General features: G+C 35.7%; 20 protein-coding genes. 12 read left to right on the top strand and 8 right to left on the bottom strand.

What is annotated here, in order from left to right:
- Window positions 1–105 precede the first annotated feature (105 nt).
- The 3 genes from STA7437_RS09260 to STA7437_RS09250 all read left to right on the top strand — a co-directional run bounded on the left by STA7437_RS09260 (window position 106) and on the right by STA7437_RS09250 (window position 4,476).
- A complete protein-coding gene (locus tag STA7437_RS09260; protein ID WP_015193124.1) occupies window positions 106–882 on the top strand; it encodes a sensor histidine kinase in 777 nt (258 codons plus the stop codon).
- 247 nt (window positions 883–1,129) lie between these two features.
- The gene (locus STA7437_RS09255; protein WP_216087105.1) at window positions 1,130–2,368 is read left to right on the top strand and encodes a double zinc ribbon domain-containing protein; all 1,239 of its coding nucleotides are present in this window, start codon (window positions 1,130–1,132) and stop codon (window positions 2,366–2,368) included.
- A 473-nt stretch (window positions 2,369–2,841) separates the two neighbouring features.
- Complete coding sequence (locus STA7437_RS09250; RefSeq protein ID WP_015193122.1) at window positions 2,842–4,476, top strand: iron uptake porin; 1,635 nt, start codon at window positions 2,842–2,844, stop codon at window positions 4,474–4,476.
- A gap of 190 nt (window positions 4,477–4,666) precedes the next feature.
- Here STA7437_RS09250 and STA7437_RS09245 read toward each other — a convergent pair whose 3' ends face one another.
- On the bottom strand, window positions 4,667–5,755 hold the full coding sequence (locus STA7437_RS09245; protein WP_015193121.1) for an endo-1,4-beta-xylanase: 1,089 nt from the start codon (window positions 5,753–5,755) through the stop codon (window positions 4,667–4,669).
- A gap of 423 nt (window positions 5,756–6,178) precedes the next feature.
- Between STA7437_RS09245 and ftsH the strand changes: the two genes are divergently transcribed.
- From ftsH to rpsU, 7 genes are all read left to right on the top strand, one after another.
- A complete protein-coding gene (gene ftsH / locus STA7437_RS09240) occupies window positions 6,179–8,104 on the top strand; it encodes an ATP-dependent zinc metalloprotease FtsH (RefSeq protein WP_150109050.1) in 1,926 nt (641 codons plus the stop codon).
- A gap of 339 nt (window positions 8,105–8,443) precedes the next feature.
- Window positions 8,444–8,647 carry a 50S ribosomal protein L35 gene (rpmI, locus tag STA7437_RS09235; RefSeq protein ID WP_015193119.1) on the top strand — a complete coding sequence of 68 codons (204 nt, stop codon included), beginning with the start codon at window positions 8,444–8,446 and terminating at the stop codon, window positions 8,645–8,647.
- A gap of 79 nt (window positions 8,648–8,726) precedes the next feature.
- Window positions 8,727–9,077, top strand: a complete 351-nt coding sequence (gene rplT, locus STA7437_RS09230; RefSeq protein WP_015193118.1) for a 50S ribosomal protein L20 — start codon at window positions 8,727–8,729, stop codon at window positions 9,075–9,077.
- A gap of 116 nt (window positions 9,078–9,193) precedes the next feature.
- A complete protein-coding gene (locus STA7437_RS09225; RefSeq protein WP_015193117.1) occupies window positions 9,194–10,024 on the top strand; it encodes a transporter substrate-binding domain-containing protein in 831 nt (276 codons plus the stop codon).
- 44 nt (window positions 10,025–10,068) lie between these two features.
- Window positions 10,069–10,605 (top strand): tetratricopeptide repeat protein, encoded by a 537-nt coding sequence (locus STA7437_RS09220; RefSeq protein ID WP_015193116.1) that lies wholly within the window; start codon window positions 10,069–10,071, stop codon window positions 10,603–10,605.
- Window positions 10,606–10,895: 290 nt separating this feature from the next.
- Complete coding sequence (locus STA7437_RS09215) at window positions 10,896–11,216, top strand: RNA recognition motif domain-containing protein (RefSeq protein WP_015193115.1); 321 nt, start codon at window positions 10,896–10,898, stop codon at window positions 11,214–11,216.
- A gap of 250 nt (window positions 11,217–11,466) precedes the next feature.
- Window positions 11,467–11,673: a 30S ribosomal protein S21 gene (gene rpsU / locus STA7437_RS09210; RefSeq protein ID WP_015193114.1), complete on the top strand. Its 207-nt coding sequence runs from the start codon at window positions 11,467–11,469 to the stop codon at window positions 11,671–11,673.
- A gap of 52 nt (window positions 11,674–11,725) precedes the next feature.
- Here the strand turns inward: rpsU and STA7437_RS09205 are convergent, their stop codons facing one another.
- The gene (locus STA7437_RS09205; RefSeq protein WP_015193113.1) at window positions 11,726–13,852 is read right to left on the bottom strand and encodes a hypothetical protein; all 2,127 of its coding nucleotides are present in this window, start codon (window positions 13,850–13,852) and stop codon (window positions 11,726–11,728) included.
- Between the two features lie 181 nt (window positions 13,853–14,033).
- On the opposite strand from STA7437_RS09205, the gene STA7437_RS09200 reads away from it, so the two are divergent.
- Together STA7437_RS09200 and STA7437_RS09195 are read left to right on the top strand one after the other, a co-directional pair.
- Complete coding sequence (locus tag STA7437_RS09200) at window positions 14,034–15,362, top strand: proton extrusion protein PcxA (RefSeq protein WP_015193112.1); 1,329 nt, start codon at window positions 14,034–14,036, stop codon at window positions 15,360–15,362.
- Between the two features lie 291 nt (window positions 15,363–15,653).
- Window positions 15,654–16,055, top strand: coding sequence for a fasciclin domain-containing protein (locus tag STA7437_RS09195; RefSeq protein ID WP_015193111.1), 402 nt, complete (start codon window positions 15,654–15,656; stop codon window positions 16,053–16,055).
- A gap of 316 nt (window positions 16,056–16,371) precedes the next feature.
- On the opposite strand, the gene STA7437_RS09190 is transcribed toward STA7437_RS09195, so the two are convergent.
- The 6 genes from STA7437_RS09190 to STA7437_RS09165 all read right to left on the bottom strand — a co-directional run bounded on the left by STA7437_RS09190 (window position 16,372) and on the right by STA7437_RS09165 (window position 24,443).
- Window positions 16,372–17,676, bottom strand: a complete 1,305-nt coding sequence (locus tag STA7437_RS09190) for a CO2 hydration protein (RefSeq protein ID WP_015193110.1) — start codon at window positions 17,674–17,676, stop codon at window positions 16,372–16,374.
- A 134-nt stretch (window positions 17,677–17,810) separates the two neighbouring features.
- On the bottom strand, window positions 17,811–18,191 hold the full coding sequence (locus STA7437_RS09185) for a NirD/YgiW/YdeI family stress tolerance protein (protein ID WP_015193109.1): 381 nt from the start codon (window positions 18,189–18,191) through the stop codon (window positions 17,811–17,813).
- 11 nt (window positions 18,192–18,202) lie between these two features.
- On the bottom strand, window positions 18,203–19,723 hold the full coding sequence (locus STA7437_RS09180; protein ID WP_015193108.1) for an NADH-quinone oxidoreductase subunit M: 1,521 nt from the start codon (window positions 19,721–19,723) through the stop codon (window positions 18,203–18,205).
- A gap of 147 nt (window positions 19,724–19,870) precedes the next feature.
- Complete coding sequence (locus tag STA7437_RS09175) at window positions 19,871–20,590, bottom strand: carbonic anhydrase (RefSeq protein ID WP_015193107.1); 720 nt, start codon at window positions 20,588–20,590, stop codon at window positions 19,871–19,873.
- A 46-nt stretch (window positions 20,591–20,636) separates the two neighbouring features.
- Entirely contained in the window at window positions 20,637–22,499 is a 1,863-nt protein-coding gene (locus STA7437_RS09170; protein WP_015193106.1) for an NAD(P)H-quinone oxidoreductase subunit F, read from the bottom strand.
- Window positions 22,500–22,730: 231 nt separating this feature from the next.
- The gene (locus tag STA7437_RS09165) at window positions 22,731–24,443 is read right to left on the bottom strand and encodes a SulP family inorganic anion transporter (protein WP_015193105.1); all 1,713 of its coding nucleotides are present in this window, start codon (window positions 24,441–24,443) and stop codon (window positions 22,731–22,733) included.
- Window positions 24,444–24,643: the final 200 nt, after the last annotated feature.

Below are 24,643 nucleotides of genomic sequence, written 5' to 3'. Positions count from 1 at the left end.
AAGAAACGCTATATATAATTACTAGCACAATCTTGATATTTATAAAGTTTGATTCAGCAGTTAGGTAGTAGCAAACTAAATCTACTCTATTTTTATAATTTAGCCATGAACGAAATTGACGACTTGAAAGAAGAACTCAAACAAACTCAGCTAGCTTATCAAATGGCAGCACAAATGAGTCAGTTTAAAGCGGGTTTTTTAGCTCGGACTTCTCATGAATTACGTTCTCCTTTGAGTAGTTTAATCGGTCTTCATCAATTAATTTTGTCGGATTTGTGTGACAGTCCAGAAGAGCAAAAAGAGTTTATTTCTCAAGCATATAAATCTGCTTTAAAGCTTATGAAATTAATCGATGAAATTGTTAGTGTTGCTAAAACAGAATACGGCACTAATCAACTTCATTTGGAATCTCTTCAATTAGCCGAAGTTTTTCATAGTGTATATAATTTAACTCATTTACAAGCTGCTAATCGTAATCTGCAATTAGAAATCCAGCCCTGTGACTCTTCTTGTTATGTACTTGCCGATCGCGCTCGTTTAATTCAAGCACTTGTTAATTTAATTGACAGTGGAATTTCTTTAATGAATGAAGGAAAAATTACTGTTGTTAGTAATTGTGAGCCTAAATTTAATGAAATCAAGCTTGAAATAAACTTTGATTGTCCTGCTCAACTTTGGCAAAAAAATAATGAGATAAATCCAGCAGTCAATAATTTAAGTAGAGATGAGATTAAGAAATTAATTCAAGAAATTAATCTATCTCCAGGAATGAGATTATTATTATCTCAAACTTTAGTTGAAACTATGAATGGGCGTTTAGAATTTCTGGATTTATCCCAGGAAATTACCCAAATAAATCTTATTTTGTCAACAACCTCTTAAATTATCTAACTAAAAGAAAATATACAAATAATTTTGCTGGGTTAGATAGAAAACACTTTTTGAGCGAGGCTTATTTTTAGCTTATTAAAAACTAATGAATAAGCTCTCATTCTGGTAGCGATCGCTTCGCGCCTTGGCTACGCCAAGATCACAAATATTTTTCAGGTTTTTTGCTAAAGATTGCAAATTCGCAACATCAGCAGCCATGTAATGGATGAGCAAAGTATGCTGATTTTATTAATTTGGGATGCTTTATAAAATATATATGTTCTCTTTTATTAAAAAAATTGCCCGAAAGTTAATTCGTAAATCTACTTATATTCATCATGAATCGCTTAACAAAGTTAGTCTTGTTATTCTCATCTTAATCGATATTTTTGTTCTGTTTAATGTCTTTAGTGGCTTGAATAATATTTCTCAATGGATATTTAATCCATCAGAAGAAATTCCTTGTTTTTCGACTATTGAAAATTATTACACAGCAACAAACAAAGAAAGTTTTGCTTTAAAAGCAGCAACAATTGAAAATTTAATTAACCATAATAATTTTTCTCATTTTAATAATCAAAATAAATTGGGAAAAGTTTCCAAATTATGTGACAATTATTTGCGTTTAGAAAAAGAGATCAATACTCCAGATAACATCGAAATTAAAGCAGATATTGAGCAGATTAGAACAGAGATTTCTAATCTAAATCAAGAAATTCAAACTCTACAAAGTCAGTACGATTCAACCTTACTTGAAAAAATAGCGGGTCAAACTCCTCAAAACTCTATCAATCAAACAACCGCAGACCAAATAAAATCTGAGATTGATACTAAAACAAATCAAATTAGCAACAAGAAACAACAAATCTTACAGAAGCAAACAAGATTAATTCAAGTTCCTGCTGCCGATGCTTATCTTAAACTTCTCAATAATACTTCAGAATACAAACAAATCAAAAAAGCTTATCAATCTGCTCAGTTTTGGTATCCTAACAAACAATTACTTTTACAAACTTTATTTCTTTTACCATTAATTATCGGGGCTTACTTTTGGCACAAAAATGCAACTATAAAAAATCAAGGCTTACAAGCACTACTGAGTTGGCATTTACTCTTAATTTTTTGCATTCCTTTATTAATTAAAGTTTTTGAATTTATTCAGTTTGGCAATCTTATTAGGATAGCGATTGAATCGATTGTTACCCTGTTGGGTGGATTATTATTTGTTTCTAACTATGTATTAATTTTAATTATCCCTTTGTTGGGTTTTGGCTTAATTAAATTTTTGCAACGATTTGTTTTTAATCAACGAATTCAAGCTAAAAAAAGAATCGAAAAAATTCGTTGTATTAATTGTAATTCTCAACTACGTCTAAATGATCGCTTTTGTCACTATTGCGGTTTCAATCAGTATACCAATTGTCCTAATTGCAACCAAAAAACTTATAAATTAACTAATTTTTGTCGTGTTTGTGGTCATCAACTCGAACAAAATTAATGTCTCAACCTTTTTAACTTTCTTCCGTAAGAAATCTCCCAGTTTACTGGAGGGATGGGGCGTTGTTATTGTGCTGAAACGGTCGTTTTTTAAACGGCGGAAATAAATTCCGTAGACGCGACCTCCTAAATTCAGCACACAGCTAATAAAGGTATATTAAATTTAAATCTGTATTTAGTTTAAAATTATCAAAATAATTTAGCAAAAAGTTTTAGTCAATTTAGAAACAAAACTAATTTTTCTGAAATTTTTTAATTTTATTTTTGAGAGAAGATGTCAAAATAGAATCTGTATTTTACTGCGATAAATGCTGTTGAATAGACTACAAAATTCATTGAATTGAACTATTGCTTATTTTTTTCTGTTCCCTAACAGAATCAATCTTGGTCTATCCAACCACGCTGTAGAAAACTACTGTACAAAAGCAATTCTTTTGAGCTTGCTTGACAAATTTGGTGTGGGTATTGAAAAAAATGTTAAATATATTATGCAAAATTCCAACCATTACTTTAACTGTAATTGTTGTTTCTTTTACTTTATTTACAGAAGCTAAAGCTTTTGAACAACCAGCTAATCAAGACTTCAGTTCAAATGTTATAAGAGCAAATCAAAGAAATGCGGAGAAAGATAGTTTAAGAATTATAGAAAACTATAATGATGAGCATTCAATGGATCAAGTTACAAATGTCAACCAACTACGAGATGTTTCTTCTACAGATTGGGCTTATGAAGCATTAAGAAGTTTAGTAGACCGTTACGGTTGTATTGTAGGTTATCCCAATCAAACTTATCGGGGCAATCAAGCTTTGTCTCGTTACGAATTTGCAGCAGGATTAAATGCTTGTTTAAATCAAATTGAACGTTTGCTTGCTGATAGCCAAACTATGTCGCAAGAAGAGCTAAACACCATTTTACGGTTAATGCAAGAATTTCAAGAAGAATTAGCTATTTTAAAGGGAAGAACTGATGGAATACAAGCTAGAATTGGCGAGTTAGAATTGACTCAATTCTCCACCACCACCAAACTAGCAGGAGAAGTAATCTTTGGGTTAGGTAGCGTCTTGGCAGGAGAGGCAGATCAAGTAGCCGTCTTAGGCAATCGTACCCGCCTCGAACTAGAAACCAGCTTCACAGGAAAAGACTTACTCTTTACCCGTCTTTCCACAGGCAACTTTCCCTCCTTTGCCGAAGAAACTGGCACCTTCGCAGGAGACTTAGCCTTTGCCGAACCCGCCGATAATGATTTGGGTTTAGAAGTACTCTTTTATAACTTTCCTCTGGGAGACAAGACTAATATAATTTTAGGTCCAGCAGGAATCGCAGCCGATGACATTGCCAATACCGTGAGTGTCCTCGATGGCGATGCTGCTTCTGGAGCAATTTCTGCTTTTGGCACTCGCAACCCGATTTATTTACCTCCAGGAGATGCTGGGTTGGGAATTATTCATCGTTTAGCAGATACATTAGAACTAAGTGCTGGTTATTTAGCTTCTCCTGCTAATGAGGCAACTCAAGGAAATGGATTATTGAATGGCCCTTTTTCAGCCCTGGGACAAATTACTTTTACTCCTAGTGAAAGTTTAACCATTGCTGCTACCTATGTGCATGGTTATAACCAAAGCGATACCGAAACAGGTAGTAATCTAGCTAACATCCAATCTTTAACTGAAGATTTATTTGGGCAAGCTGTACCCACAGTGAGTAATTCCTATAGCTTACAATTTTCCTATAGTATAAGCACGCGCCTGATTGTCGGTGGTTGGGGTACGTTGAGTAAAGTTACCACTCTTGATTCTTTAGCAGAACAATTGAACCGAGGTACACAGGATGTGTGGAATTGGGCAGCGACTTTAGCATTGCCTGATTTAGGTAAAGAAGGGAATTTAGCAGGAATCATTGTAGGGATGGAACCGTGGGTAACTGATTCAAGTATTGAAGGGATTGGAGATGATGCGGATACTTCCTTACACGTTGAAGCGTTTTATCAGTACATGCTGACGGATCATATTGCGATTACTCCTGGGGTGGTGTGGGTTTCTGCCCCTGATAATAATCAGGATAATGATGATCTAGTTATTGGTACTATTCGCACTACTTTTAGTTTTTAAATATTAGCAATTCCCCTGTTATCGCTCTCCTCCCATTTTTGAAACATTTTTGAAAAAGGTAGTAATATGAAATACTTAAATGTTTACTACGAATAGCTGAGGAGAGAAGAAGGAAACTCGGCGACGCGGAGATTGATGTGTAGCATTCTTTTTTCTATTTCATATAACATTAATTTTTTGTAGCCCTTTCTCATTTGATTGGCATTGATAAAGCTTCTGCTATTGCATCTCGAGCTTTTTTGGGATTCATATGACTATCAAATGGGTGTGGGCGCGTTTGTTCTCGTTGCTGTTGTGTAAAATCATATATGTAGGAAAATTTATCTGTTATTCCCCAGGTAACAATTGTATCTACACCATTATTGATAGCAGTTTCACAGTATTTTTGATACAAATCACCTATTATATGGTCAATTTCCTCAATAGAATTCGGAAATGGTGGATACATAATCACGTCAAGTTCAGTAATGACTGGTTTTAGTCCAATATCTTTGATTTTTTTTAATAAATCTTCAAATTCGTCAATCTGAAAGGGATTCTCTTTAGAAAAAATGAGATGAGATTGTATACCTAACCCTGTTAAGTTGGTATTTTGTGCCAAATATTGACCTAATTTTAAAAATTTATCTTGTTTGTCACCTGCTTGTTCAATATTAAAATCATTAATATAAGTTTCCAAATTCGGCGATCTGCGATTAACAACCTGGACAATATCCCTAAGTAATTCTGGTGTGACACCTTTCAATAAACTCCAATCTGGATTATCTGTAGTATCGCTAGGATTCATTTGTGGATCGATTAGAACTTCGTTAATCACATCCCAGCAAAAGATAACGTTTTTTTGTTCGTATCTTCTCATCACTTGCTCGTACATATCGCTAAATTCTTGTACGCTGGGAGGAAAACTGCGGTGTTTAGGATGAGAAGTATCCCAAAAAAGAGTGTGTCCGCGCACTTTAAGGTTATTGGTAACAGCAAAATCGATAATTTTATCAAGATTATATGTATTAAACTCACCAGGAGTTGGTTCTAATTCTGCCCATTTCATTTCCCATTCTGGAGTGATAATGTTGCAGTTGTCTTTTATTAGTTGCAAATACGTTACATCATTCATATAGCTGCTATTGATCGCTGAACCATAAAGACGCTGATTCATTTTTGCAATATTACTAAGAGTATTATTGGGAGGGTTAGAAACTTTAGAACAACTATTAATTGTCAAACTGTATGATATAGCAGCAATTGTGGAATAATTTAGAAAAATACGTCGGGTAATCATATTACATCTAATCCTAGCTTTTTTGATTTAGTATTATCAACCAAATAGGAGATACGTGCAAAATAAAACACGATCCAATCAATTAAAATAGGTTAAGCAATTTCTTTAACCTGAAACACTTTTTTCTCTTTGATTTTTGTTAACCCCACGATGCACGCGCGATCTTGGCGCAGCCAAGGCGCGAAGCGCTTCGCGCCTGATAATCTCCTCGACTGACTCTTAGCCTTTTTGAATTCTTCTGGCTTTGAGTTGTACTAAAGCTTTTCTAAATCACGATCAACGTGTCAAACTAGAAATATAATCTAGATATTTTGTTTTTAAAAGTATTAAGAAAGCATTACTGGCAGAAATAGGAATTTTTTAGTTAGGCTTAAGATACTTCAGCTAATTAGTGTCACTGTGTATATGAAAAAAACTTGTCAGATGAACAGAAATAATCCAGCCGAGGTAGATTGTAACCATCAATCAAATCAATCTACTGTAGTAGTAAATCAACCGAAACATCGTTCTGCTGCTTGGAAAAAACTTGCTGCTGGTTGGATGATTCTACAAACTGTTCTTTTGACAACACCAGCTTTGGGACAAGAAAATAAAAACACCCTTAGCTACAGTCAGTTTTTGCAACAACTTGAACAAGGACAAATTGACAAAGTTCAATTAGATGAAACTACGAATCGGGCAAAAGTTACTCTCAAAGGTCAAACTGCAGACGAACCTGCCAAAACTGTAATTTTATTCAATCAAAATCAAGACCAAAACTTAATTCCTAAAATTCGAGCCAATAATGCAGAATTAGAAATTGATAACTCTGCCGATCGCACGGCTGCGGTTGGTATTCTTCTCAATCTCTTCATTGTTTTTTTGTTGCTAGCAGGATTAGTGATGATTATTCGTCGTTCTGCTTCTGCTTCTGGTCAAGCTTTTAATTTTGGCAAATCTCGCGCTCGATTTCAAATGGAAGCGAAAACAGGAATCCAATTTGGAGATGTAGCTGGAATTGAAGAAGCTAAAGAAGAATTGCAAGAAATTGTTACTTTTCTCAAACAACCAGAAAAATTTACTGCCATAGGCGCAAAAATACCAAGAGGAATGTTATTAGTAGGCCCTCCTGGTACAGGAAAGACTTTGTTAGCTAAAGCGATCGCAGGAGAAGCTGGAGTTCCTTTCTTTAGCATCTCTGGTTCGGAATTTGTCGAAATGTTTGTTGGTGTCGGTGCATCTCGTGTCCGCGATTTGTTTAGGAAAGCGAAGGAAAATGCACCTTGTTTAATTTTTATCGATGAAATTGATGCAGTAGGTCGTCAAAGAGGTGCAGGCATTGGTGGTGGTAACGATGAGAGAGAACAAACTCTTAATCAATTACTAACTGAAATGGATGGTTTTGAAGGCAATGCAGGTATTATTGTCATTGCTGCTACCAACCGTCCCGATGTCCTAGATTCAGCCTTACTTCGTCCTGGTCGTTTTGACCGTCAAGTAATGGTAGACTATCCCGATTTTGAAGGTAGATTAGGGATTTTAGAAGTTCACGCTCGTAATAAAAAAGTCGCTCCAGAAATTTCTTTAGATGCGATCGCTCGTCGAACTCCTGGTTTCTCTGGTGCAGATTTAGCCAACCTCCTCAATGAAGCTGCTATTCTGACGGCAAGAAGACGCAAAGATGCCATTACCATGTTAGAAATCAATGATGCCATTGATCGGGTAGTAGCAGGTATGGAAGGTGCATCTTTAGTAGATAGTAAAGCGAAACGTTTAATTGCTTATCATGAGGTTGGTCATGCTTTGGTTGCTACTCTCATTCCCGACCACGATCCTTTAGAAAAAGTTACGTTGATTCCTCGCGGACAAGCAAAGGGTTTGACTTGGTTTACTCCTGATGAAGAACAAGGTTTAATCACCAAAAACCAAATTTTAGCAATGATAACTTCTACTTTGGGAGGTAGAGCAGCAGAAGAAATTATTTTCGGTGATAGCGAAATTACCACAGGTGCAAGTAATGACCTGGAAAAAGTTACTTCTTTAGCAAGGCAAATGGTAACTAAATTTGGAATGTCGGATCTTGGTCCTCTTGCTTTAGAAGGACAAGAACAACCAGTGTTTTTGGGAGGAGATTCGATGAAACGCTCAGAATATTCTAAGGTTACAGAATACCAAATCGATGATCAAATCCGCTCAATCCTGATTCATGCTTATGAAAAAGCCAAAAATATCATTCGTCAAAATCGCTCTACCGTTGATCGCATTGTTGATATTTTGATCGAGCAAGAAACCATCACTGGAGACGAATTTCGTCAGTTAGTAGCCAAATTTTCAGCCTCCGATAGCTCTAAATTAGTTGCTTCTTCATAGAATTTAGTTGTGGTATAGCAGTTGAATTAAAGATTAGGACGATAGAATAGTTTCGCGCGCCAGCGGTCGGAACCCGCGTCGGACGGGGCGTACAAGCTCTGGAATCAAGTTCCAGAGTCAGCCCCTCCGCAAGACGCAAGGGAACGCCGACCGAACACCAGACACAGAGAGTTCAGTAGGGATAATTCATGAATTACCCCTATTTAAGCTATAGTTCGGTTGCTATAAAAGTCTAGCTAATTCATTTAGTTCATCAAAAATAATCAGTAAAATAAATTGCTGACGACTAGCAAAATCAAGGTATAATGGTAAATTGTGTCGAATTATAAATAATCGTTCATGCCTAAGTTAAAAACTCGCAAGGCTGCTGCCAAGCGTTTTCGTCCTACTGGTAGCGGTAAAAAAATTTTTAGACGGAAAGCTTTTAAAAATCACTTGTTACAACCTAAAAGCAAAGAACGTACTCGTCGCCGTCTTTCTAACATTGCTTTAGTTGATGAGGCTGATGAAAAAAATGTACGTTTGATGATGCCTTATATGTAATTAACTATTAAACCAACACAAACGTTGATAGTTAAAGAAATAGTCGTCAATAAAATAAATTCACTAAAGAAGAGAAACTATGACCAGAGTTAAAAGGGGTAATGTCGCCCGCAAACGTCGCAAAAAAATTCTTAAACTAGCTAAAGGATTTCGCGGTTCTCATTCAAGATTATTCCGCACAGCTAATCAGCAGGTAATGAAGGCATTGCGGAATGCTTATCGCGACCGCCGCAAACGTAAAAGAGATTTCCGCCGTCTTTGGATTACTAGAATTAATGCTGCTGCGCGTCAACATGGCATGAGTTACAGTCAACTAACAGGTAACCTAAAAAAAGCAAATATTGGTTTGAATCGCAAAATGCTAGCACAATTAGCAATGGTCGATCCTCAAGCTTTTAGTAAAGTAGTAGACTTAGCCAAACAGGCATAAAAACTTGTTCTTAAATCAACAAAATCGACTATTTATGAATGAAACTCGGTTTCTCTGACAAATAAGCCGAGTTTTAACCATTTTTGAACAACAAAATCTTGCTACGCCTAAATCTCATGAAAGGACGACCTTTATTTGCCTTGACTTTAGCTATCACACTGATAGCTTTGACTTTAATGAGAGCTTCTCTAACCGTAGCTGCTCAGTTAGAAGAAATTAAAAGTCGTGGTCAATTAATCGTAGCAGTTAAAGATAATCTTCGTCCGCTTGGTTTTATTGATCAAAAAGGTAATTTAGTTGGTCTAGAAATAGATTTGGCGCATCGTTTGGCTCAAGAAATCCTCGGTGATGCCAATGCGGTAAAACTTCAACCTGTTAGCAATCAGAACCGACTTAAAGTAATTTTAGACGATCAAGTTGATTTGGTTATTGCTAGAGTCTCTGATACTGCTGCTCGTAGACGCATAGTGGATTTGAGTCCTTATTATTATTTAGATGGGACTGGTTTGATTAGCAAAAAGCGACTACCGAAGGTAGCAGTGAAGCGATCGCTTAATCCCATTCAGCAGCTTCAACAAGCCACCATTGCTTTATTGAACAATTCGGCAACTATTGCTGTAATTAAAAGTAAATTGCCCAATGCTAACTTAATTGGAGTTGATTCTTATCAAGAAGGTTTGGAATTACTAGAACAGAACCAAGCTGACGCTTTTGCTGCCGATTTAACGGTTTTAACCGGATGGAGTCAAGAATATCCCCAATATAAATTATTACCGGTCAGACTTTCTGGTGAAGCTCTATGTATAGTGATGCCTAAAGGCTTACAATATCAAGAGTTAAGGCAAAAAGTTCAAGACGCGATCGCAGCTTGGCAAGAGTCAGGGTGGTTGCAAGAAAGAATTAACTATTGGGGTTTGCCTGAGAGTAACCAACCAATGAGAAAATAATTGCTAATAGTAAATAGTATCATTTAAATCAAAAATAGTAAATTATGTCTGAAACATTGCCACTTGCATATATTTCTGCTTTACTTGCCATTTTGCTTTTTGCTGCTATTTTTGTTTTGATAGAAGTGATTAAAACTCGCCGTCAAGAAAATCTTTTTTCTCGTTTACAAAAGAAGTTAAAAAAAGAAAAAGGAACAGCAAAAGAATATTATCAGTTGGGCAGTCTTTATCTTGATAAAAAACTTTTTGTTCAATCAGTTAATATATTTCAAAAAGCTTTAAAAGCTCAAGAAGATCTTGAACCAGAAAATCAAGCATTAATTCATAATGCAATGGGTTATGCTTACTTTGCTCAAGAGCAATATGACACGGCAATTCGTCAATATAAAGAAGCTTTAAAACTTTATCCTGATTATGTTACCGCTTTAAATAATTTGGGTAATGTTTATGAAAAAAAACAAATGATAGTTAAAGCGTTAGAAAGCTATGAAGAAGCTTTAAAATATGAGCCTAACAACTCTGTTGCTAAACGTCGAGTAGAATCTTTGAAAAAAAGATTGGTTAGCCCTGATACTAAATAGCAAAATTCAAAAAAATACTAATTTTAAATAATTTTAGATCACAAAATTAGGAAATGAGGATTAAAATTAATAATGACATTCCTCATCTCCTAAAAACTTTAGTTATCAAGTCAAAACTATGGCTTTTATAAAAAGATTTTGACACAGTTTAATCTTTAATAAAATGCTAGTATATAATTGTTAGTTGAGATTTACATTCGGTTTTAGAGCTTTGTTTTTATTCCTAATCAGACAATTGTTTCTCCGAATCTAACATCTCAAGCCGATCTTATAGATTCAGGAGATGCTCGATGTCCATTTATATAGGTAATTTATCTTACCAAGTTACCCAAGAAGATTTAAATGAAGTTTTTGCCGAATATGGCAAGGTAAAAAAAGTTTATTTACCAACTGATCGGGAAACTGGTAAGATGCGTGGTTTTGGTTTCGTAGAAATGGAAACAGAAGCTGCTGAAACTGCTGCCATTGAAGCTCTTGACGGAGCGGAATGGATGGGAAGAGAATTAAAAGTCAATAAAGCTCGAAACCGTGACAATAATAAAAGTCAAGGTGGTGGTGGCAACCGTAGAGGTGGTGGCAATTGGGGCAACAAATACAATCGCAGTTATTAATTCAATTGTTTCTTACTGTCGTTAAAATTTTTAGCAATTAAGATTATTGGTTGGGAAAATTAACCACAAACTGAGTTTTGCCAAAGTAGATTGGATTTTTTGGGGCTAATTCAATTTAATAATTGTTTTAGTCTAGCAGTTATTTGATTTTCTTTGTTCATAAATTTTAGAATTTATGTATATTTTTTGAGATTTCATTTAAGTGCTAAAACAAGTGTACACAATTGTATTATTGGAGAGGAATTAATTAATGGCTCAAGTAACTATCGGCGAAAATGAAGGGATTGAGTCAGCCCTACGCCGATTTAAAAGACAAGTATCCAAAGCAGGTATTTTTCCCGATTTAAAGAAACACCGTCATTTTGAAACCCCGATTGAAAAACGCAAACGTAAAGCGATCGCAAGACGCAAACAACGTCGTCGCTTTTCTCGTTATGGCAAGAAGCAGGAAGCTTAATTAACACTACATTGATTAAATAAAGATGGGCAATGCCCATCTATTTATCTTGCTAAGAAATTTTTAACTCAGCTACATTACTCAGATTTTGTTTAGAAGCATGAACTAGAGTCAGTAAAGCACCAGTTTGTTCTGTGCCATTAACACTTAGATCGCTGTGACACAAAAAGATTTTTTCCGAAGCTCTAGCAATTAAATCTTGTAAAATGCGCTCCAAACGCTGTCGATTCATTTCGTATTCATCTTCAGGTAACCACACTTTTCCTGACCATTCTTTAAGAAATAAATGAGCAGCAAACAGAGTAGCTGCACCGCCTTGTTCCCAGAGAGGAGAAGCTGCATCTAACCAAAATTGCCAGCGATGAGTAGAGCGTAAAGAACGATACTGAAAAATAGTAGCTAAAGTAATGGCATTAGGTTGGGGTTGAAGCTCTTGAGTAGGGCGAGGATTAGCGGTAATTGTACCTCGGCGTAAGAGATAAATAAATTGAGCAATCGTATCAGATTGAGTTTGGAAACTTGGTTCATTTTGTCTGATGCGACGATCTACTTCCCAAAAATGTTGGGTAGTTTCCATTAATTCTTTAAGATTAGCTAATTTATCGTAGGGAAGATGATTACCACGCGCTAAAAAATGATTGATTGCTCGATCTAGCAAAATTGTCGGATTGAGAAAAGATGATTGTTGTTGAGTTTTTTGCTGTTCAATCCAAGTAGCAATTTTTAGATAGGCGTTAGTTGCTTTGTGTCCTAAACGATCCCAACGAGCAAAAGATTCTATTGGTAAAAGATAGGGTTGCTCTGGATCGATATGATAGCAATAATCGGCAAGTAAACCAGCCCTAACAGGATCGATTTCAGGAACTAATTTACCTGATACCGATGAGGAACTAAGAATAGTTAACATTTCTGCGATCGCATCTGAGTCTACTAAACGCCCTAAACCTGGATAGATTAAAGCAAGTAAAGTTAGTAAAGCTCTAACTAGAGGAGAAGCAATTAAGGGGCGTTGTTCGTTAAGAGGTTTGATAGCAATCCCACTAGCGGTCAAAATTTCGATTAAAGTATAGCGGGCAATTTCATCTAAACCAGGAGCAATAATGACAATTTCTGCTGGTTGAATAATGTTTTGTTTAACTGCCTCAATAATAATTTCAGTTGTTTTCCGTAATAGTTCGGCACGGGAAATGGTTTGAATCGATTCGATTGTCTCTGGTAGACTGATGAAAGTGGGAGTGTTATTCACTAAAGCAGTTGCTTGTTGAGCTAATTTATCGTTGAAATTAAACGAGTCTGATAGTTCTCTGACTTGACAACGATCCCCTAAACCCTCTAAATAATTAGGATCGGCATTTAAACCCAGACGTATTTTACCGTTGGGATTATAAGTAAAAACGCCAAATGCACCACTATCTAAGAGAAACTCAAATAAATCTCTTGCGATCGCTGGATAGTCATCCACATCATCTGCAAATACACCTCGATAGCGACGGGTTAAATGGTGTTGATAGATAGGATGAAGAAGTAAATAACGCCAATACAATTCATAGATTAAACCATAACTTAACAAACCTCTTTCTAAAGACCATTTACGCCACTTTAATAATAATTCTGCCATTCTTTGCCAAACTGCTTCTTGTTGTTCTTGAGCAGGCAAACCTTGTTCTAAAATAATGGCAAGGTCTTCAATTGGAGTACCACTAGTAGCAGCCAACTGAAACAGATCGAGGGATTGACGAACTAAAGAATATTCTGGAATTGCTTTAGTTAAAACGTCCCAATCAGCTTCATTACGCCATAATTTAGTAGCTAATTCTTGTTCGGTTTCAGGACGTAATTTCAAAGGAAATTGAGCTTTAAGCTGCAATTTTTCAAAAATTAAAGGCCAAAATAACATTACCTCATCGGTAATAAAACCCACAGGAGTTTTACAATTAATCGGGTATGTTCCTTCAATCGCAACAGCTAAACGGTTGGCTAATTCTCGACGATTATGATTATTCGCAGCAAAGACTAGGATTACAGAAGCTAATCGCTCTTGAGGAAGATGGGATTGAGCTAGGGAAGATGGTTGTTTTTTTACCCACTGCTGAAACTCACGAACTAAATGAGAAGTTTTGCCTTGACGGGTTGTTCCTGAGAACCATAGAGCAGATTTTAGATCATTTTGATGTTTCAAAATGGTGATTACCTCAATCAATACGCTCTTGAATTTAAATCGGTATTTTTAATACAGCGTGCTGGAAAGTATTTTGCTAACATACTATCTACACTACACTAAGTATCATAATTATTGTTGTAGATAAGTTCGTCTAAAAAAATCTGATAGTTCTTGATTAGGTAAGAATCAATTGACGCAAATGAAATTACAAAACATTATTAGTGGCGGAAGAAACTGGTTGTCTGCTACTCCGGAAAGAGCTTTAGATCAAGCTTATCGTGCTGCTATAAAAATTAAAGCGATCGAAGATGATCATTTTAATGGTCAACCAGTACTTACTCAAACTATGGGTTACTCTGATAGTGTTTACAAAGTTTTTCGTACTGATGTTGATAATTATCTTAAAACAATTAAGTTCAGATTAACAGAATTTAAGCTTAGTCGTTCTTTTTTAATCTTTTCTGATACTCAACCTAACAACAATCAAGTAGCAATTACTTATAGTAATGGATTGCCACCTCAACCTAATTTAACAATTGTCGAAAAACTTAATTTTATCGATCAAATTGTTAGTCGGTATCAAAATAAAGATGTTATAGCTGTTAATTCAGACTCAAAGATCACAATTGATTCTGCTGTTGCCAAAAATCAACTTACCTTACCAAAAAATAATAAAAATTCAACCAATCCTAAGAATAAAGACCCTAACTTAGAAACTATTTCAGATAAAACAGGGGTTTTACCACGCTCTTTTATGAGAACAATTAATCGAATCAAACAGGAGATAGACCCCCAATCAGAAACTACCGAAGAAGAAGTTTTAAAAAAATTTCGTCGCTCTCGTAATAAAACAGCTATTTCTATTAGATTTTTGCTGATTTTGATTATTGTTCCCTTAATGACTCATCAAATTGCCAAAACTTTTTTAGTAACACCTCTTGTCAAAGAATATTTTGCCGAAAGAGAACAAATACTTTTTATTAATAAAGATTTAGAAGAAGAAGCTTTTATCGAGTTACGGCACTATGAAGAAAATCTTCATTTTCAAAATTTACTTGGTTTAGCTCCTCGTCTTTCTGAAGAAGAAGTCGAAATCAGATTACAAGAAAAAGCTGGCGAAATTGCAGAAGAATATCGTGAACATGGTATAAATGCTGTTAGTAATGTTTTTTCTGATATTTTTTCTCTAATTGCTTTTGCTGGTATTATTTTTGCTTGCCAAAAAGAAATTGGTATAGTTAAATCTTTTTTAGATGAAATTGTTTATGGTTTAAGCGATTCTGCTAAAGCTTTTTTGATTATCCTGTTAACAGATATGTTTGTTGGTTATCACTCTCCTCATGGATGGGAAGTGATTTTAGAAGGAATTGCTAATCATTTAGGTTTGCCAGAAAATAGGGATTTTAACTTTCTCTTTATTGCTACTTTTCCTGTAATTTTAGATACAGTTTTAAAATATTGGATTTTCCGCTATCTGAATCGTATTTCACCTTCTTCTGTAGCTACTTATAAAAATATGAATGAGTAGTTCTAAGATAAAAATAGAAAATCATAAATTAAAACTTTTGTCTTGGTTTAATTAAAATATTTTATCTATAAGATTGATTTTTTAATATTATTTAAGTCACCAAATGCTTTATATTGTATAGTCACAGGACTTATCAAAATTATCAATCACATAAATTTAGTCATAGTTAAACAATTAAATCGAGAAATACTAGATTTATATAATGCATTGAAAAGAAATTTTTACTGCACAGATCAGATAAATTTAATAGTCCCAAATTCCTAATAAACAACAAAAATAAACTCTGGAAATATGCCTGATATTGTTGATATTGCTGTTAATACAGAAGGATTTAGTACATTAGTAACTGCGGTTAAAGCTGCTAATTTAGTCGATGCTTTAAAAAGTCCTGGACCTTTTACAGTCTTTGCTCCTACTGATGATGCTTTTGCCAAACTACCCCCAGGAACAATTCAAACTTTGGTGCAAAACATTCCTCAGTTAGCAAGAATTTTAACTTATCATGTTGTTTCAGGTAAGTTAATGAAAGAAGATTTAGCTAAAATTAATTCGGTTATTTCTTTAGAGGGTTCACCAATTTCTATTGATTGTTCGGATAGTTTTGAAGTTAAAAATGCCACAGTAATCGCAGCAGATATTGAGGCAGATAATGGAGTTATTCATGTCATTGATAACGTTATTTTAATAGGTTAAAATACTATTAAATCGGGCGTAATAATACGCCCTTAAATTAATATGAAATAGTTAAATATCTACTAAAATTAAATCTTGCCAATATATATTATGTAAAATCTTTGGCTATCATTAAAATTTTAAAAATTTATAACCAAGTAAATAATGCAATAATCAAAGACAGAATAAAGGCGATCGCGGAAATAAAACTAATCTCGAAAAATTCCTTTCGCTCGTTCATACTAACCATTTTAGGTATAAATAATCTGTCAGTTGGTAATAAGTAACAAGCTTGACAATCAATAATTATTATCTATTACTTATTACCTAATTAAAACTAGCGATAATCTTGGGATTGAATGTCTTTTAAACGAGCTTCAGGACGCAAGAAACGATCCATTTGGGCTTCAAAAAAGGCGCGATTTTTCATTAAATGTTTAGGGTTTTGATCGTCTAAAGGATACAACAAAGCTTGACGCAAAGCTTGAATTACTGCTGAAGTTACGTTATACATTGAGCGCTGGAAAGTAATTCCCAATTGAATCAAAACATCTTCTTCACCTCGACAGTGTTCTTGATAGTATTTCTGCAAATAATCTGGCAGAAAATGATACATATCATCCATTAATAATGTCGGAGGAATTCCTGCCGTACCTACAGGAAAGACATCAGCGTATAAAATGCCGTAGTGAAAATCTTTTTGTTCATCGGGAACTTGTTTAGCTTGGGCATTATAGGATTTTGTGCCACGGAAAGGTGCGGTACGATAAAAGACAGCCTCGACGTAGGGTAAGGCAGCTTCATATAGCCAGGTAAAACCTTTAGACTTGGGGATAATTTCGTAGCATTCACCCCGAATGTAAACATGATGATAAATTGGACGACCTGCGATCGCAAAAATGCCATTAACTAGAAAATTCATGGCATCAGGAACACCTTTAAAACCACCTTCGTCATAGATATCCGACATTTCAAAGAACACTGGTGCCATTACTTCCCAGAATAAACCTAGGTTGGAATAGTAAGATAGCTGTCTGACTTGTTCGAGGAACATATCGGGGAAAAGTTTATATAACCCCAACATAGCAGGATTATATTTAAAATAAGCTTTGATTGCCCTGTCTGCATTAGCTTTATACTCTTCGGTATCGAGATAAGCATCAAACTTACCCCAACCCATATCTCTACCATGCCAAAGCATTGCCCGCATACAAGCTTCAGCAAATTCCATATTAATGCGATCGTGCCATAAGTGATGGAAAAGTTTTGGCATTTTGAAGGTTTTACCCTTCTCCATAAATTCCAATAATTCTGGATGGGCGGTTGCTTCTCCTCGCCAAATTCTCAAGTCGGCATCATCACCTGCATAGTGATTGTGCAAGTCTAGATATTCTTTGGGCAGAAAATATTTAAAGAAGGGAAGTGGTTCTAAAAAGACTCGTTCAGCAATATACAATAAGTCGCGCCAATAAAAATCCATCGGTACTGCATAAGCTTTATAAATACCAATAATCTGCATCAAGTTTTCTGGCGTATCGGGTAACATCGATCCACCCGCTTCAAGACGATGAATAACATCAGCAAATTGATGGGTAGAAGGAGGAAGTTTAGCTGTAGGTTGTTTAATTGGAGTTTGTACCATAGTTTGTTGATAGTTAATTATTTATATTCTTCACTCTATCTGCGTAAAAACTGCGGACAATTCTTTGCGATTAGGGTAGGCAATGCCCACCTAACAAATGAATATTAATTGTTTATACTCTTGAATTGCTGTATTTATCTTTGAATGTCTCTTCTGTTACCTCCAGACCAAGGAGGAGGACCTTGAGATGGTCGAATATCGATTACCTCGCCATTTTCACGGGTGATGGAGAAAGCATCAAATTCATCTCGACCCATTTCTCCTACCACAGTGACAGACTCCCCAGTATTTAAATCGATTTGATGCCACCAACGAGGCCCTGCATCCACAATTATCTCTCCTGTTCCGTCGTTAAGAGTAAAATTATTGCCAACCACGCTTTCAACTTGACCTGAAATAGTAACACCCTGCATACTTTTTAAGTTTTCAATGGGAGTTTGGGCAGACAATTGGGTTGGAATGGTTAACACCGAAACAATAGACAGAACCGTCAATAAAGATAAAGTTAATTTCATCACAAAATTTCCTAATTCAATAGAAGATCGTTTGCTGGTAGTTGTTGAACAGCAATTTCTTCAATTTGATTATTAGAAATATTGACTGCTAATAAATCCGTCGTTGGTTCAATCCAACGTAGTAACCAGTTTGGTTGAATGCCCAAGAAAAGAATAATTACAGTTAAAACAAAGGCAGGAATAGTTTCAGAACGCAAAACTGGAGGATAATATGCCAATTTATTATCTAATTTGCCGAAACAAGTACGATTAAGCAGAATGACAAAGTAAACCGCTGTAAGACCCGAAGCAATGATGCAAAGTAAAGTAGGAATGGGGAACGTAGCAAAACTACCCTGAAAAATAATAAATTCAGCTACAAATCCCACCAAACCAGGAATACCTGCACTAGCCATACCTGCCATAATCAATAAGGCACTGGTAAGAGGCAAACCACGAATAGGATTCATCAAACCATTAAGAACATCTAGATCGCGAGTACCTACTTTGCGTTCGACAATACCTACCAAATGGAACAATAAAGCGAGAATCAAACCATGAGCGATCATTTGTGCTACTGCACCGAGAATACTTAATTCCGTACCAGCAGCAACAGCTACTAGAATATAACCCATGTGACCAATGGAACTATAGGCTACCATGCGTTTGATATCTTTTTGTGCGATCGCACTTAAAGCTCCATAAAGTACACTAATTGTACCGATAACTGCTAATCCAGGGGCTACAATTGACCAAGCTTCGGGAAATAGTTGTAAACCAAAGCGAATCAAACCATAAGTTCCGAGTTTAGCTAAAATCCCGCCTAACAGAATGGTAACGGCTGAAGAAGCTTCTGTATAGGCATCAGGCAACCAAGTATGCAAAGGAACTAAAGGAATTTTAATTCCAAATCCGACTAATAAAACAGTAAGTAAAATCAGTTGTGTGTTTAAAGATAATCCTTGAGTGGTGATAAGATCATAATCGAAACTGGTAGCACCATTGAGGAAAGCAATCCCTAAAAAGGCAGCTAAAACTAATAATCCTGATACGGCTGTATAAAGCAGAAATTTAATTGAAGCATAGCCTCGTTTTTCTCCTCCCCAAATTGCAATCATTAAGTAAAAAGGAATCAATTCTAGCTCATAGAAGATTACGAATAGTAATAAATTCTGAGCAACTAAAGCCCCAGTTATGCCTGCATTAATTAACAGAATTAAAGAGTAATAAAGACGGGGACGTTCAACATTTTCTCCAATACTATAAATAGCAATAATGGTAAGTAAGCCATTCAAAGCAAGCAAAGGTAATGATAAACCATCAACTGCCAAACTATAACTTAAACCAATTGGTTCAGCCCAAGGTAAATATTCTGAAAATTGCCATCCAGAAGTACTTAAATTAAACTGAGTTAATAACCAGATTGTCCAAACAAAAATAATAACTGCAAAAACTGTTGTAATTTGTCTGAGACGCGCCGATTCAATTTTTAGGGGTAAAAAACCGATAATACTAGCCCCAATAATAGGTAACCAGAGTAGAAAACTAAGCATTGTTTGTCCTTTGTGTTTTGTTATTTTTCATTAGTTATGTTTAGTTAGTTTGTGGGATAGCTTTTGCGATCGCTTGAGTTATTTTTTTTGATTAGCGACTATTTAAACAAGTAGACAAAAGTAATGATTAATAACCAATAGTAGATATTATGAAACTACAGTTACTTCCCCTGTTTTAAAATTAAAATAACCTCCAACAATTTTTAATTGATTTGCAGCAATTAATTCCGATAAAACAGAAGATTGTTTTAATTTATTTACTTGATACTTTACATTAGCTTCAGTTGCTTTTTTAAGTGCTTCTTTATCTTCTTGTTGTCCTTGAAAATCTTTTACAGCAGGTTCAATCTGTGCCAAAATACTACCGATTGTGCCTGGAACTTCTTCACCTTGTAAAGTAGCTTTGATTGCACCACAACCATAATGACCCATGACCATAATTACTTTAGCACCCAACACTAAAGTACCAAATTCCAAACTGCCAGTTTCTTCTTCTGTAGCTACATTACCTGCATCACGAACCACAAATAAATCACCAAATCCTTGATCGAAAATCGCTTCCAGAGGAAGTCGAGAATCTGCGCAACCTAACATCGCTGCAAAAGGTTTTTGTTCCTCAGAGATTGATTGTAAATATTCTAAAGATTGATGAGGATTCATCCGTTTATTTTGAATAAAACGCTGATTACCTTCCATTAATTTTGCTAAGGCTTGGTCACAAGTTAGTTCATTTTGAGCAATTGCTGGTTTTGAATTAGTAAGATTTATTCCTAAAACACTTGCTAATGTAGCTGTCCCTAAAAAGCCTGCTCCAAACTTCATTAATTTGCGTCGAGAAAAATCCATTTGTCCTTTTGTGTTTTTCATTGTCTCTTGAATTAATTTTTTTTAATTTCTAAATAAAAATAGTTTGTTATGGAAAAAGTACGAAGGAAAATTGAGAGATGATGGGAAAACAAACTACTCCTACGAATAAGATAACTCCCAAGAAAATTGACAGAAAATAAAATTGAGTTTGTCCAGAAACGTTGTATTTTAAACTTTCACCACTAAAAATTGTAGCCAACCCAACTAAATTAATTACTCCGTCAACTAAATAGCGGTCAAACCAATAAATAATTTGAGAAACTAAACCGACTACAAAAACAATTGTTACGCGATAAAGTTGAGCAGTATATAAGTCGTAAGCAAAAAAGTCTTGTACAGCTTTGGGTTTGAATTCAATTGGTTTAGTAATTTTTTCATTGAGATAAATGAATGCCGAAGCACCTGCACCTACCAAAGTAGAAATAACTAAGGGAATAGCAACAGTTAAATTGAGATTTTCCCACTCAGGTAACAAATTCCATTGATGTAATAAAATCGGTACGTGCAAGGCAAATCCCATTCCAAATGTCATCGGTAAAACCAACGCCCATAAGCCTTCTGGAGAACGAACTGTCATTTGTTTTGGTTTACCACCAAAAATAAGACTAAATTCACGAGTAATGCTAAAAGCAGTTAAACCATTAACGATCACCAATACTCCTACTAACCAGGGATGAGTATTCCAAAGGTTATCTGCCATTTCGGTTAATGTCCAAAAACAGCCTAAAGGAGGAAAAGCAACTAAAGAAGCTGCACCAACTAAGTAACAAATTCCAGATATGGGGCGACGTGACCATAAACCGCCGTATTTGGTTAGATCTTGGGTAATATTATTTAAAACCACGCCACCAATACTCATTACCAACAACGACATAGCGATCGCATAAGTAAAGAGTAATCTCAAGGCAGTTTCATCTTGTTGTGTACCTACTGCAATGAAAACTAAACCCATGTAGGCACTGACAGAATAGGAAAGAGAACGTTTAATATCAATTTGTGCGATCGCAATTAGAGAAGCACCAATGGCAGTTACTGAACCGATGCCAATCATTACCGTAGAAGCGACTGGCGATAAAGTAAACACGGGTTGTAATTTGATTAATACCCAAGCACCTGTAGAAACAACAATGGTATTCCGTAAAATAGTGGCGGGCATTGGTCCTTCCATCGCCTCATCTAACCAAAGATGCAGAGGAAATTGAGCGCATTTACCCAAAGGGCCAGCAATTAAAGCTAAACAAAGTAAAGTTGCTATATTAGGGTCAATTGTGGTGGTTTTTGCCCATTGAGCTAATTCAGTATAATTCCAAGTCCCTGCTAAAGGTAATAAAGCAACTACCGCCATCAGCAGAATTAAATCTCCTACCCGTTTAGTTAAAAAAGCATCCCTTGCACCAGTTACCACTAAAGATTGGTTGAACCACAATCCAATTAATAAGTATGTACCGAGAGTCAGAATTTCTAAGACTACATAACTAAAGAAGAGGGAATTACACAAAACTAAAGTAGACATTCCTGCTTCAAACAAAGCTAGTAGCGAGTAGAAACGCGCCCAACCCCAATCCATTTCCATGTAACCAATGGCGTAAATTTGGGCAGCGAGATTTAAACCAGTAATTAAAACCAATGCCCCAATAGTGATTGGAGAAATTACTAGATCGAAAGAGATATTTAAATCAGCAGCATGAAGCCATTGAAATGATAAATATTGAACTGGTTGATGCCATATTTCTGAGAGAGCCAACAAACTATGGCTCAACGCTATGAAAGTCATTAAAGCATTAATATAACCCGATGGTCTAGGTCCCGTCTGACGAATAATTCCTGGCGACCAAGGTATAGCTAGCATCGCACCTACTAAAGCGTATAAAGGTACTAGCCAGATAGTCTGACTAAATATCTCATTCATAGATATTTTAATGTTTTACTGCTTATTTGAATTGATTATTATCTATCATAGGATCATTATAGAATTTAGTCTATGAATAATAAAATATAATTGTTTTATGACAATGATAAGGATATATAAATAAATAACATCAGTTCAGATTATACTGCGGTAGGTAAACCATATTGTTGTAAGAGTAGAGTTTGAGCTTTAAGAAAATGGCAAATCCCAAAGTAGCGATCGCGCGTGAAACTAATTTTGCTTTGTCTGTAGATGACGTTGTTCAAAAGCTGCGATCGCCTCAGCTAAAGTAGGGTAAATATGTTCGGCTGGAAAATTTTTAAGAAACCCTGCTCGTTTGAGTTCAAGATATAGATCTTGCTTAACTCGTGACATAGCAAAGGTAATATTTTGAGCAGCTAATTCATCTCTTAACTCGAATAAAGTATCAATCGCAGTAATATCAATTTCGACATTAGCTTCCATATTTAGGACAAACCATTCCACAGGAGTTAGTTCTGCTTCAATCGCTTCAAGCGATCGTCTTTTAAAATCCTCCGCATTAGCAAAACACAAAGGTGCATCATAGCGGTAAATAACCAATCCAGGAATAGTTGTTGCACCTTCCCAATCCTCGATATCATGAAGTCCAGCTAAACCAGGAACTGTACCTAATACGGCATCGTGGGGGCGAGCAACTCTAGAAAATAGCTCAATTACAGATAAACCAACTGCAACTCCTACTCCTACTAAAATATCGGTGATTAATACGGCAATGGTAGTTACTATAGCCAAAATAAACTCACTACGACGAAAGCGATAAAGTCTGATAAATTCAGCAACATCGATTAGTTTGGTTGCAGCATAGATCACAATCGCGCCTAAAGCAGCTTTGGGGAATAATGCCAAAACAGGGCGTAAAAATAACAAGACAAAAATTACTGCCACCATCGCCACCAAAGAAAATAGCTGACTTTTGCTTCCTAATGAATCTCCAATCACAGTACGACTGCCACTACTACTAATAGGAAATCCCTGCATCAATCCATTGCCAAAATTAGCCACACCCAAAGCTAACAGTTCTTGATTGGCATCAATTTTATAATGGTTGCGATTAGCAAAGGCTCTTGCTGTCAACACATTATCAGAATAACCAACAATAGCAATTCCGACAGCCGAAGCTACCAAAGAACTTATCTCTTTAACCGACACTTGGGGAATCACAAAATGAGGTAAACCAGCAGGAATCTCTCCCACAACAGCCACACCACGATGATCCAAATTAAAAATTGCTACCGCTACTGTAGAGAGTAAAACGGCAATTAAGGGAATAGGTAAATTAGGAAAACGACGCTGGAAAGCAAATAAAAATATTAGAACTAAAATTCCTAAAATAAAAGTAGGAGTATGAGCCAGTTGTAGCTTGCCGATGAATTCACTAACTTGACTAAAAAAAGCATTTGACTCAATCTCAATCTTGCCAATTTTACCCAGTTGTCCGCCAATCATAATTAAAGCAATACCAGCCATGTAACCAATTAAGATCGGCTTCGATAATAAATTAGCTAAAAAACCTAATCGACCCAGATAACCAACAATACAAATAACACCCACAATCATTGCTAGTAAAGCAGCAAGACTACTATAAGCATCACTTTTAGCTGCTGCTAAAGGCGCGATCGCAACTGCTGTCATGACGGCGGTACTAGACTCAGGACCAATTGAAAGTTGAGGTGAAGAGCCAAAGAAAGTATAAATCACCATCGGTGGTAAAATTGCCCATAAACCCGCTACTGGTTCAACTCCTGCCAACTCTCCATAAGCCATACACTGAGGAATTAAATAGGCTGCTACTGTCAAACCAGCTAATACATCTCCCCGCAACCACGTTGGATGGTAAGACAGCAATTTTTGCAAACCTGGCATTGGAATTAAGGAGAAGTTACGAGTTTTGGCTTTGGTCATAGCACTCACCGCAAAGCAGAGCTTTTTAAGAAGGATGTATCTTATTTAACCAAAGTTCGTTAATTTTGATAAATAATTTTCATGAAAAACGGTTATGCTACCCGTAATCTTGGCAAGGCTCAATTAAATATCGACAAATCCTTACCGAACCTATGATCAACTTAGTTTAATAATTATGAGTAGATGATCAAAAGCAAGTA

The sequence above is a fragment of the Stanieria cyanosphaera PCC 7437 genome (assembly GCF_000317575.1).
Classification (GTDB): domain Bacteria; phylum Cyanobacteriota; class Cyanobacteriia; order Cyanobacteriales; family Xenococcaceae; genus Stanieria; species Stanieria cyanosphaera.
Note: the sequence above shows the minus strand (reverse complement) of the source record. Positions and strands in the feature narration are given on the sequence as shown.